Here is an 11,700-nt window from a genome sequence, read left to right on the forward strand (position 1 = left end):
CCTGCACGCGGCCGGCCCGGCGAGCCGGTTCAACCGCTTTTGCAACTACCTGTATTCATTTTCTAGCCTAGCCGATTGATGCCCTGCGCCCACGTTGGCGCCACCGGCTCACTTCCGGCGGTTTCCGCGGGTTGGGAAGTATGGATTGCGCCCGGCATCGCCTTGGTAGGTGCGTCGGCCTGGCAACGGGACCTGCGGGCGGAACCTGCTGCCCCGGGCCGTGCTGGGGGCGTCCTCTTCCGGGAGATAGGTTTTTGGCGCGTCCGGAACGTCAGGGGCGGGCTGGGGAGCAACGCGTTCCACAGCTGGACCTGCACGGTAGGACGCGGCGTCGAACTCGCCGGAGATGCGTGGAATCAAACCGGTATCATCCGAGACCGTGGCGCGTGCCGCCGTCGTGGGTTTCACAACGTCGCCGGTAACCGGTGCGGGGGCGCCACGTCCGAAGCGTCCCATGAGCGGCCGCAGGAGGTCGCGGAGTTCGGTGACATGGAAGACGCGGAGCAGGACCAGGTAGGCGAGCAGCATGACGGGCCCGACGACGGCCACCGTCACCAGGGCGGCCGGGCGGCTGCTCCACGCGAAACCATCGGCACGGTAGCTGCCCAGAAGCCAGAGTGCGCCGGCGCCCGCAAGCGCAGAACCGAGGCCGGCGTAGCCCATGCGGATGTAGGAATTGGCGATCCGGGGGCCGTCCAGGTGGCCCAGCAGGCGGCGCAGGAAGATGACGCTGATGACCACGGACAGGATGTTGCCCAGTGTGTAAAGAATGGCGATCGCGTAGATGATCTGGCCGACCGGGAGGAACTGGATGAAGAACGCGCCCACCACGTAGATCACGGCCAGCCACAGCTGGACGTACAGGGGTGTACGGGCGTCCTCATTGGCGTAGAACACGCGGGACATCATGAAGTTGGCACTCAGGAACGGGGTGCTGAGGGCCAGGATGGTCAGCGTTTGGGCCAGCATGACGCCGTCCTGCGGCTTGCCTCCGGAGAAGAACATGCCCAGCGGGCCAGCCAAAGCGAACAAGGCCAAGGCGCCGAAGACGGTGGCCACGGCCATGGTGCGCAGGCCGTGTGACAGGGCGTCACGAAGTTCGGCTTTGTTGCCATCCTGCGACGCGCGTGTCATGCGATTAAAGAGGACGGTGGCCAAGGACAACGCGATGATCGAGTGCGGCAGCAGGTACAGCTGGCTCGCGACTTCCAGGACCGCGTTGCCGGGCAGGACTGCAGCTGCGGCCTTATCCCCGGCGTTGTCCAGGCGGAGCCGCTCTGCACCGGGAATGGTGGCGATCCTCATGACATAAAGGAACGCCAATTGCCCGACGGCGGCAGTCGCCAGGGTCCATACGCTCAGCTTGGCTGCCTGTCCCAGTCCAACACCGCGCCAACCGAAGCGGGGTCGCAGGCCGAGGCGCAGACGGAAGACCGGGATGAGGAGAATGGCGGTCTGTGCGATCACGCCAAAGGTGGAGAACCCTGCGATCAGGAACGTCTGAGTGGGGCCCCAGTTGTCCAAGGTGTGCGGGTTGGTGAGGTTGGAACCGAGGATCCAGATGAACATGCCCAAGCCGGCAATGGCCACCAGGTTATTAAGGATGGGGGCCCACATGGCAGGCCCGAATGCTCCATGAGCATTCAGAACCTGGGTGAGGAGGGCGTAGAGCCCGTAGAAGAAGATCTGAGGCAGGCACCAGAACGCGAACGTGACTGCGAGGGCCTTTTGCTGCTCGGAGTAGCCCTGGGTGGTGAGGTCAATGACCAGCGGCGCCGCGAGGGTGACCAACGCCGTCAAGGCCAAAAGGACCAGCACCGCCAGGGTCAGGAGGCGGCTGATGTAGTCCGCGCCGCGGTCCGGTGCCTTGCTGGCTTTGATGATCTGCGGAACCAGGACGGCATTGAAGACGCCGCCGGCAACCAACAGGAAGATCAGGTTGGGCAGGTTGTTAGCGTTGATAAAGGTGTCATTGACCGTGGAACCGAGGCCGAGTGCTGCTCCCAGCATCCATGTTTTGGCGAAGCCAAGGAACCGGGAAACCAGCGTCCCCGCAGCCATGATGGCGCTGGAACGGGCTTCTCCGGACTGAACGGACTGGGTGGTTTTGGCTTCAGACATCGCCTTTATCGTCCCACGTAGCCGGCTCAGAGGTGTTCCGGCAGCACTTCCCGTGCCAGGTCGGCGATGCGGCGTTCGTTCGGAAAGGACAGTTTGCGTGCCAGTTCCTGGATAGGAACCCACGCCGCGTCCACGGCTTCCTGATCGGGATCGTTCTCGATGGTCAGTTCGCCACCCGTTGCCCGGAGCAGGAAATGGTGCACTGTTTTATGGACCCGGTGGCCGCTCACAGTGAACCAGTAATCGATGCTGCCCAAGGGCGCCAGGATGCTGCCTTCGATGCCGGTTTCTTCGGCAATCTCACGGACAGCAGCTTCCTCGTTGTTCTCGCGGCCTTCAGGGTGGCCCTTCGGCAGGCACCACTCCAGCCGGCCACCCCTATTAAGGCGGGCAATAATCGCAACCCGGAGTTCGCCGTCGGACGTGTCTACTACTACGCCGCCCGCTGACACTTCCTCCACAGTGGGAAGCGAGGCCTGGACCGGGTGCTGCTGGGCAGGCGCGACGTGCGCGCCGATTGCCGACGGCAACGGTGCGTTTGTCCTCCTGCCAGGAGCGCTCGGGATCGGGTTGGCCATGAGGTCCACTCTAACGACTCTTGCCCTCGAGTGATGACCGGGACATGGCCACAAGATGGACTGCAGGAGATGCTCCGTGGACACATGCCTGATTTCGCATGGAACAGTGGCCCAATGCCGAGCAAAAATCTGCCAAGCTTAAGGAACTATGGCGCACGTATTGGACAGCTCTTCAGTTAACTTCACCATCGATCCGGTGGTGCTCGACCTCGGGCAGCGCTTTGTCGATGCCGGCTTTGAGCTGTCCCTGGTGGGTGGACCCGTGCGCGACCTTTTCCTGGGGAGGACATCCCCGGACCTCGACTTCACCACCGACGCCACGCCGGACCAGACAATCGCCGTTATCAAGAAGTGGGCGGACAACTTCTGGGAAATCGGACGCGCCTTCGGCACCATCGGAATGAAGAAGAGCGGCTTCCAGATCGAGATCACCACCTACCGCGCGGAGGCTTACGACCCCGATTCACGCAAGCCGGTGGTGGCGTTCGGCAACTCCCTGACCGATGACCTGCTGCGGCGCGACTTCACCATCAATGCCATGGCACTGCGGTTGCCCAGCCTGGAACTCGTGGACCCGTTCGGCGGTGTCCGCGACCTCCACGCCTCCGAGCTCACCACACCCGGTGCGCCCGAGGCATCCTTCTCCGACGATCCCCTGCGCATGATGCGTGCGGCACGTTTCGCGTCCCAGCTGGGCGTGTCGGTACATGACGACGTCCGGCTCGCGATGTCGCAAATGGCAGACCGTATCAAGATCATCTCCGCCGAGCGCGTCCGTGAAGAGCTGGTCAGGCTCATCAACGGAGCGCACCCGCGTGTGGGCATCGACCTCCTGGTGGACACAGGGCTCGCAGAGTTCGTGCTTCCGGAGGTGTCCGCCCTGAGGCTCGAAGCCGACGAACACCACCGCCATAAGGACGTGTACCAGCACTCCCTGCAGGTACTGGAGCAGGCCGCTGCCCTGGAAACGGGACCTGACGGTCCAGTGCCCGGCCCGGACTTCGTACTGAGGTTCGCGGCGTTAATGCACGACGTCGGCAAGCCGGCGACGCGTCGTTTTGAACCGGGCGGCGCGGTCAGCTTCCGCCATCACGATGTTGTGGGGTCCAAGCTGACGGCGAAGAGAATGAAGGCACTACGTTTTGACAACGAGTCGATCAAAGCAGTGTCCCGCCTGGTGGAACTCCACATGCGCTTCTACGGCTACGGCGATGCGGGCTGGAGTGATTCTGCGGTCCGCCGCTACGTGACCGACGCCGGTCCCCTGTTGGAGCGCCTGCACCGCCTCACCCGGTCCGACGTCACCACGCGTAACCAGCGCAAGGCCGACCGCTTGTCCTTCGCCTACGATGACCTTGAGCAGCGCATCAGGACGCTCTTGGAGCAGGAGTCGCTGGCGGCTGTGCGCCCCGACCTCGACGGAGCACAGATCATGGCACTCTTGGGGCTCAAGCCCGGACCCGTGGTGGGCAGGGCCTACAAGTTCCTTCTCGAAGAACGCATGGAACACGGACCACTGTCCCCCGAAGAAGCCGAGCAGAAGCTTTTGGCTTGGTGGGAAGCGCAACCCGAATCCGCCGTCGTCGAGCCTTTGACCGAAACTGAGGAGCCTTCATGAACGCTGCGACTTCCCCACGTCCGCAACTTTGGATCCTTCGCCACGGCGAGACGGAGTGGTCCAAGAGCGGCCAGTACACCGGCCTGACTGACCTTCCCCTCACTGTTGAGGGTGAGCAGCAGGCGGTAGAGGCCCGCAAGGTCCTGGAGGGCATCGATTTCGACCTCGTGCTGACCTCGCCGCTGCGCCGTGCCCGTCGCACCGCGGAACTGGCCGGCTACCCGGAAGCCGTGCACGAGCCCTTGGCGGTCGAATGGAACTACGGCGACTACGAAGGCATTAGCTCCGACCTCATCCGCAAGGACAACCCGGACTACCTCATCTGGACCGATGGTGTGCCCAACGGTGAAACCCTGGATGAAGTAGCCGCCCGGGCCGACAAGATCATTGGACGCGTCCTGGAATCCGGAATGGACAATGTCCTGGTGGTGGCACACGGGCATTTCTCCAGGATCCTCACCGCGCGATGGCTGGAAATGGATGCCCGCGAAGGCCGGCACTTCATTCTCGGAACTGCAAAAGTCTGCACTCTCGGGTGGGATAAGCGGACGCCGGCAATTGTGCGTTGGGGCCTCTAGAACACGAATTTAGAAAACTTTTGGCGAATTAGCCATTTGTGCTGGTCAAATCCCCGGTTGATGGGGTAGCTTATATCTTGTTCCCAGAGCGACCCGCCGGGAACCAGGCGCGCATTCCTCGGTTCAGTCAGCCGGGACAATGCCACAGCAGGCTGTTTATCAGCCAGAAAAGGAGGTTGGGAAAAATGATTACTTTGACTAGCGGACGGAAGTTGACCGTCACTGCTGCCCCGGCCTCTGCTGATGATCGACGCCATTTTTGCTCTCTGACCCACTCCTGAACCATCCGGACCGGCCCTGACGCCGGCGGAGTTTCATGGTCGGCCACTCTCTGTGGTTGCCCTTCTGAGTAGTCAGTTGTAGGCGCGGACCCACGCAGCATGCCGCGGGTGCGCAGTTTCCCCAAAGTTCGGAACCAGCTTCTTGTTGGGTCGACTGCCGGAAGCACGCGCAATTGTGCACGACGATTCGGGTTTTCCTGATTCGGTCCGCTTTTATCCCCTTATTAGCCTCGGCTATTTGTGCCCTTTTACGCCACGAATTCTTTTGAGTTCATAGGCTCTAATTGCTGTGCCCAAATTCCGATTTTCATCCCGGAAAGGAGGTGAACCATGCGAAAACGCCCGGAAGACATGCGCTTCTTCAAGAGCACCAATGCTCCCAAGGACCGCACGCTGTTCAACGGCCAACTGCTGGACCAGCGCCGTGAAGACGTCTACGTTGTCCTGCACCAGATGGGACTCATCCGTTGATGCCCTGCAACCGCCACTAAGGAGTTCAGGTGCCACACCTTCATGCTGAACCTCAAGGAGCCCACGCGGCTACGCGTGGGCTCCCCCCTTTTAAAGGCGTTGGTGCGGGATGATGTTTGCTGCGTGTGATGCTGCAGCCAAAGCGTGACTGTAAGCTCGATCCATGCAGGAGACGAAGCCGCACCGGCAGCAAAAACGTGCCCGCTTTGTGGTTCCCAGCCGCAGCGACTCCCTGCTTCGGAACTTCACGGAGCTCATTGGCGGGCCCTTGGGGAAGCACTCGTCTCCGGGACAGCTCTCCTCCGGGCCGTACACCGTTGAACGGGTCCTCATCGTCCTGACCGTGGTGGCCGCGATACTGGCAGTTCTCGCCAAGGAGTACTGCCGCGTTAATGGTTGGCAAACGCCCGGGCAGTTCTACGCCACCTGCTACTCCGACTTCCCCGAGCTCTTCAAAAACCGCGGCCTCGGCGATGGCATCTTCCCCTTCTTCACCCAGGGCAGCCTGTTCGAGTACCCCGTCCTCATGGGAATCATCGCCGGTATCACGGCGTTGATGGTCCCTGGCCAAGGGGTGGGCAGCGAACGCATCCTGGGCTATTTCGATATCAACGCAACATTGATCGTGGCCGTCTGGATGATCACCGTGCTGCTGACGGCACGAATCAACAAGCGTCGCCCGTGGGACGCCGCCATGGTAGCCGTCGCGCCCGGGATCATCCTTGCCGGCTTTATCAACTGGGATATGTGGGCCGTGGGGCTGCTGGCCCTGGGAATGTACTTCTTCTCACGGGACAAGCTGATGCTGGCCGGTGTGTGCATTGGGTTGGGGACGGCGACCAAGCTGTACCCCGTACTGGTCCTTGGCGCTGTGCTGGTCCTGGCACTGCGTTCCGGAAAACTCCGGACATTCTTCATCACGGCCGGGGCCGCCTTGGCCTCGTGGCTCGCAGTGAACCTGCCGATCGCCGCGATGAATCCCTCCGGCTGGCGCTACTTCTTCGAATTCACGCAGGAACGCCCCGCCGGGTACAGCTCACCGTGGTTTGCTTACAACCTGGTGGCCGACCGGGTCCAGTGGACGCAAATGAATGCGGCCACCATCAATTCGCTGGCGCTGTACCTGTTCGTCCTGGCGTGTGCACTCATTGGGGCCTTGGCGTTGTGTGCACCGCGGCGGCCCCGGATCGCCCAGCTCGTGTTCCTCATAGTTGCCGCGTTCATCCTCACCAACAAGGTCTACTCACCACAATTTGTCATCTGGCTCATCCCGCTCCTGGCTCTGGCCCGGCCGCGTTGGCGCGACTTCCTCATCTGGCAGGCAGCCGAGGGGCTGCATTGGGCTGCAATCTGGATGTACCTGGGCCAAGCGACCAGTGGCGGCTCCGTCCAGCACAACATCGATATGTCCTACTACGTGCTGGCAGTCGGCCTGCACATGACGGTGACCGCCTACCTCATGGCACGAGTAGTCATGGATATCTGGGATCCCGTGCAGGACCCTTTGCGCATCCATGGCGAAGACGATCCTCATGGAGGGCCCTTCAACGGGGCCCCGGATTGGCTCCGGATAGACCTTTTCCGTCCCTCGCGGTCTTTGTTGCCTTGGAGCTCGGCCACCCTGCCATCGAAACCCCAGCAGTCCAGCGAGCGGAGGTAACCAGCAATGGGTGATGTCGCCGTCGTCGGAGCCGGTCCCAACGGTCTGGCCGCAGCAGTGGTCATGGCGCGGGCCGGACTGGACGTCCGCCTTTACGAGGCCGCGGAGGCAATCGGCGGTGGCTCGCGTACCAGTGAACTCCTGGAACCGGGCTACCTCTACGATGTCTGCTCCGCTGTCCATCCCATGGCCCTGGCGTCTCCGTTCTTCCGCGCCTTCGAGCTTTCCCGGCGGATAGACCTGCGGGTTCCGGAAGTCCAGCACGGCACTCCCCTGGACACAGGCGGCGCGGCGCTGGCCTACCAGTCGCTGGAACGGACGGTCTTGGAACTGGGCGTAGACGGTGAGGCGTACGGACGGCTTCTTGGGCCCTTGGTGGAGCGTGTCAACGGAGTTGTGGACTTTACCTCCAACCAGCTGTTGCGTATGCCGAAGGACCCCGTGGCGGCCGTCCTGTTCGGGCTTGCCACCCTCGACCAGGGGACGCCACTGTGGAGCCGCCGTTTCCGGGAGGAAGCGGCTCCTGCGCTGTTGACGGGAGTCATGTCGCACGCCCTCGGGTCTCAGCCGTCGCTCAGTTCCACCGGTGCGGGCCTCCTCCTCAGCGTGCTGGCCCACGCGGAAGGCTGGGCCATTCCGGTGGGCGGATCGATGTCCATCGCGACGGCCATGGCAGACGACCTGACGGCCCACGGTGGGACCATCCACGTGGGTGAACGCGTCGACTCACTGGATCAGGTCCGGCCTGCGAAGGCCATCCTGCTGGACGTCGCTCCCCCCACCTTGGCGAGGCTCGGCGGAACTGAAGTCCCCGACCGCTACCGGCGTGCACTCGAAACATTCCGGTTCGGGAATGCAGCATGCAAAGTGGATTTCATCCTGTCGGGACCGGTTCCATGGTTGGATCCCGGACTGGCGAAGGCGGGAACGGTCCACGTGGGTGGTTCACGGCTTGCCATGGCTGAATCCGAGAACCTGGTGGACATGGGCAAGCATCCCGCCGAGCCGTACGTCCTGGTGTCCCAACCATCGGTGGTGGACCCCACCCGGGCACCGGAGGGCCGCCAGGTCCTGTGGTCATACTGCCATGTACCTGCCCATTCCACGGTGGACATGGCTGAGGCCGTGACGGCGCGGATTGAGCAGTACGCCCCCGGCTTCCGCGACGTGGTGGTCGCTTCAAAGACCACGACGGCGGCAGAATTGGCCGCGTACAACGAGAATTATGTTGGGGGCGACTTCAGCGCCGGACTCCTGGACCTGCGCGGACTGGTGCAGCGGCCCGTGGTGTCCAACGTGCCATGGAGGACGCCGATGCCGGGCGTATATCTGTGTTCGTCGTCCACGCCGCCTGGTCCGGGTGTTACAGGAATGCCCGGGTACCACGCAGCGAAACATGCCCTCAAAGACATCTTTGGTGCGCGGGTACCCGGGCTGGGCCTGGGGCTTTAGTTTGGGCTAGTTGGCGGCGGTGAAGCGTGCGCGGCGGTGTGCCGGGCTTTCGATTTCGTCCAGCATGGCTACGGCGTAGTCCTGCGTGGAGATGCTGCCACCGGCCGGTGAATCCTTGGCCACGGAGTATTCGCCGGTGCGCTCACCCGGCTGGATGACGGGGGCAGGAGCGAGGACTGTCCAGTCCAGGGACTCCGGGGCCTGCTTCACGGCTTCGAGGGCCCTGGCTGCGGTGGTCGCCTCAGCTTTGTAGGCCTCCGGGAAGTCCGGGGAGTCGAGCAGGCGGACGCCATCGATTTCCAGGGAGCCGGCACCGCCGACGATCATGAGCCGCGTTCCTTCGGCATTGCTGTAGGCGGTAGCCATGGCATCGAGCCATTCGCCATGGTCGCCGCCCGTACGGCTGGGGCCCGTAGCCAGCACAACGACGTCATGCTCTTTTGCGATGGAGGCGAACGCCGGGCCGTCAGCCAGATCCGCCGCCTGGGCGGCAGCGCCGGGAACCTCTGCGCCCTTGCGGGATATGGCTGTAACCTCATGGCCGCGGGTGATGGACTCATTGACGATCTGGCTGCCGACCATGCCCGTTGCGCCGTAGACTGCGATTTTCATAGCTCTCCTTGGAGTTGGTATCCTTGCAATAACACAACGGTATCCACCGGATACTGATAGCTTCAAAGGAACTGGGTTACCTCATGGATACTAAAGACCTGGCCGGCAATGTCCTGGATCCCAACTGTCCGTCGCGGGTGGTTTTCCAGCGCATCGGCGATAAGTGGGCCTCATTGGTGATTCAAGTGCTTGGCGACGGGCCGGTCCGTTTTTCGGAACTGCGCAAAATGGTGAACGTCGTGACTCCAAAGGTCTTGACGCAAACCCTGCGCGCCTTGGAGCGCGACGGCCTCATTACGCGGACCGTCTACGCGCAGGTACCGCCTCGGGTTGACTACGAACTGACGGCTTTAGGCGAGTCCCTGCTGCCCCCGCTGACGATGTTGCGGCATTGGGCCGAGACCCATGTGCCCACCATCCTCGAAGCCCGCGACGCCTATGACGACGCCCAGGACGAGGCCCTTCTCCGTTCACCCAACTGATCAACTGCTACTTAGTTGGGCTCGCGCCGGGGACCAGCGCGGGGCTGATTCGCCCGTCGCGCATGGTGGCGACGGCGTCGGTGAGGGGTAGGAACTCCGTGTCGTGGGTGACCATGACAGTGGCCGTGGAGAACTCATCCGTCACCCGTCGCAGCAGCCGGACAATGGACTCGCTGCGCTCGTGATCCAGTGCAGCAGTTGGTTCATCCACCAGCAGGACGGTGGGGTTGCCCATGAGCGCCCGGGCAATGTTCACCCGCTGACGCTGTCCCCCTGACAACTGATGGGGCCTTTTGTGCGCCGCCATGGACAGGCCCACAACGTCCAGCAGCCCCTCGGCCGTGCGGCGGGCTTCCTTCAGCGGATTGCCCCGCAGGTGCTCGCGGATCAGCAATTGTTCGACGGCGGTCAGCGAGGGAAGCAGGTTTGGTTGCTGGAAGATGATGCCCACCTTGTGCCGGCGAAGCGCCGTGCGGTCGGCCTCCTTGAGGGCGGAGACGTCCTGCCCATCGATGACGACCAGCCCGGCACTGGGTTTGACCAGGGTGGCCGCTACGGCGAGCAAGGACGATTTTCCGGATCCGGAGGGACCCGCCAAGGAGAGGAACTCACCACCGCTGACGGTGAGGTTGACGGCGTCCAGAGCCTTCAGGACGGAGCCGCCATCCGGGTACTCCAGGGAGACGTTGACGAGGTTCAATGCGGTTGGCACAGTGTATTCCTTTCAGGGAATGTATCAATTGCCGCCGAGGGCGAGGAGCGGATCGACGGAGGTGACTTTGCGGACCGCGAGAACCGCGCCGGCCAACCCCAGCACCACGATTCCCACGACGGGGACCAGGGTTGTCATCGGAGTGATGAGGAAGGGAGCGGCTTGCGCGGCGAAGACTCCCCCGGCCAGGCCAATGGCACCGCCCACGGCTGCGCCCGCCAGGAGCACTATGGCGGCTTGGGCCAGGGCATCGCGCAGAACGTACCCCGAGGACGCGCCCAAAGCCTTGAGCACGGCGATATCGCGGGTCCGCTGTACGGTCCAGACCGTCAGGAAGGCAACGATCACCAGTGCGGAGATGCCGTATAGAAAAGCCTGCATCAGCATGAGTGAGCCGTTCTCGCTCTTATACGAGGAAAGTGCCTGAAAAGAACCCACGGGATCCGTGCTCACCGTGCCTGCCGCCGCGTTGGCGCCGTCGAGGTCCAAGGAGGGCCCGGCGTCGTGCGTTATGGCGAGAACGGTAGCGGTACCGGGTGCCGCGTGCGCGACGGTCCGCCAGGACTCAAGGGTTGTCCAGATGACGCCGGTGTGCGAGTACCACTGGTCCGCCACAACGTCGGCCACGGCCAGTTCCGTGCCGCCAACGCTGACACGGCTGCCGGGAGAAAGGGACAGATCCTTGGCCAGGGATTCGCCGATGACCGCTGTTCCGTCCTTCACCGTGGCTGGGGCAGGGCCACCGCCGAAGACCGCAACGTTGGCAGTGCCGCTCGGGGCACCGGAGTCGTCCAAGGACTGGAACCGGGTTTGGCTGATCCCCACTGCTTGGGCCGAGGTGACGCCTGGCTGTTCCCGCCAGGCCTCGAGTTGGTTCGTGGAAACCTCCGACTCGGTGTACGACGCCTTCGGCTCACCTCCGGCGGGAGCGCCAAACACGATCTGCTGCGCGGGCAGCGCCGCGATGGCCGACGTGGACTGGTTGCCAAGGCCGGCCGTCAACCCTGACAGCATGACGAGGAGCAAGGTGATCAGGGCGACCACGCTGCCCATGAGCGCGAAGCGGCCCTTGGCAAAACGGATGTCGCGGATGGCGAGAAACATCAGAATCCTTTGCTTGAACACGGGCTTGATC

At 63.1% G+C, this 11,700-nt stretch carries 11 protein-coding genes; 6 read left to right on the top strand and 5 right to left on the bottom strand.

Going from position 1 to position 11,700, the window contains the following annotated elements; all coding sequences use genetic code 11:
- Positions 1 to 108: 108 nt before the first annotated feature.
- Together murJ and ABIE35_RS13165 are read right to left on the bottom strand one after the other, a co-directional pair.
- On the bottom strand, positions 109 to 2,121 hold the full coding sequence (gene murJ, locus ABIE35_RS13160) for a murein biosynthesis integral membrane protein MurJ (RefSeq protein ID WP_354515506.1): 2,013 nt from the start codon (positions 2,119 to 2,121) through the stop codon (positions 109 to 111).
- A 26-nt stretch (positions 2,122 to 2,147) separates the two neighbouring features.
- On the bottom strand, positions 2,148 to 2,651 hold the full coding sequence (locus ABIE35_RS13165) for an NUDIX hydrolase (RefSeq protein ID WP_026005276.1): 504 nt from the start codon (positions 2,649 to 2,651) through the stop codon (positions 2,148 to 2,150).
- A gap of 196 nt (positions 2,652 to 2,847) precedes the next feature.
- Here ABIE35_RS13165 and ABIE35_RS13170 point away from each other — a divergent pair, with 196 nt between their 5' ends.
- From ABIE35_RS13170 to ABIE35_RS13190, 5 genes are all read left to right on the top strand, one after another.
- Positions 2,848 to 4,317, top strand: coding sequence for a CCA tRNA nucleotidyltransferase (locus ABIE35_RS13170; RefSeq protein WP_354515507.1), 1,470 nt, complete (start codon positions 2,848 to 2,850; stop codon positions 4,315 to 4,317).
- Positions 4,314 to 4,895: a histidine phosphatase family protein gene (locus tag ABIE35_RS13175; protein WP_089597061.1), complete on the top strand. Its 582-nt coding sequence runs from the start codon at positions 4,314 to 4,316 to the stop codon at positions 4,893 to 4,895. Before ABIE35_RS13170 ends, ABIE35_RS13175 begins: the two co-directional genes overlap by 4 nt.
- Before the next feature lie 611 nt (positions 4,896 to 5,506).
- Positions 5,507 to 5,647 carry a hypothetical protein gene (locus ABIE35_RS13180; protein WP_181151794.1) on the top strand — a complete coding sequence of 47 codons (141 nt, stop codon included), beginning with the start codon at positions 5,507 to 5,509 and terminating at the stop codon, positions 5,645 to 5,647.
- A 163-nt stretch (positions 5,648 to 5,810) separates the two neighbouring features.
- Positions 5,811 to 7,307: a glycosyltransferase family 87 protein gene (locus tag ABIE35_RS13185; protein ID WP_354515510.1), complete on the top strand. Its 1,497-nt coding sequence runs from the start codon at positions 5,811 to 5,813 to the stop codon at positions 7,305 to 7,307.
- Between the two features lie 6 nt (positions 7,308 to 7,313).
- A complete protein-coding gene (locus tag ABIE35_RS13190) occupies positions 7,314 to 8,759 on the top strand; it encodes a phytoene desaturase family protein (RefSeq protein ID WP_354515512.1) in 1,446 nt (481 codons plus the stop codon).
- Positions 8,760 to 8,765: 6 nt separating this feature from the next.
- On the opposite strand, the gene ABIE35_RS13195 is transcribed toward ABIE35_RS13190, so the two are convergent.
- Positions 8,766 to 9,371, bottom strand: coding sequence for an NAD(P)-dependent oxidoreductase (locus ABIE35_RS13195; protein WP_354515514.1), 606 nt, complete (start codon positions 9,369 to 9,371; stop codon positions 8,766 to 8,768).
- 83 nt (positions 9,372 to 9,454) lie between these two features.
- On the opposite strand from ABIE35_RS13195, the gene ABIE35_RS13200 reads away from it, so the two are divergent.
- Positions 9,455 to 9,853, top strand: coding sequence for a winged helix-turn-helix transcriptional regulator (locus ABIE35_RS13200; protein WP_207595570.1), 399 nt, complete (start codon positions 9,455 to 9,457; stop codon positions 9,851 to 9,853).
- A 7-nt stretch (positions 9,854 to 9,860) separates the two neighbouring features.
- Here ABIE35_RS13200 and ABIE35_RS13205 read toward each other — a convergent pair whose 3' ends face one another.
- Both ABIE35_RS13205 and ABIE35_RS13210 read right to left on the bottom strand, forming a co-directional pair.
- Positions 9,861 to 10,565: an ABC transporter ATP-binding protein gene (locus ABIE35_RS13205; RefSeq protein ID WP_354515515.1), complete on the bottom strand. Its 705-nt coding sequence runs from the start codon at positions 10,563 to 10,565 to the stop codon at positions 9,861 to 9,863.
- Between the two features lie 24 nt (positions 10,566 to 10,589).
- Positions 10,590 to 11,669 (bottom strand): ABC transporter permease, encoded by a 1,080-nt coding sequence (locus ABIE35_RS13210; RefSeq protein WP_354515517.1) that lies wholly within the window; start codon positions 11,667 to 11,669, stop codon positions 10,590 to 10,592.
- Positions 11,670 to 11,700 lie beyond the last annotated feature (31 nt).

The organism is Paenarthrobacter sp. 4246 (assembly GCF_040546855.1).
Classification (GTDB): Bacteria; Actinomycetota; Actinomycetes; order Actinomycetales; family Micrococcaceae; genus Arthrobacter.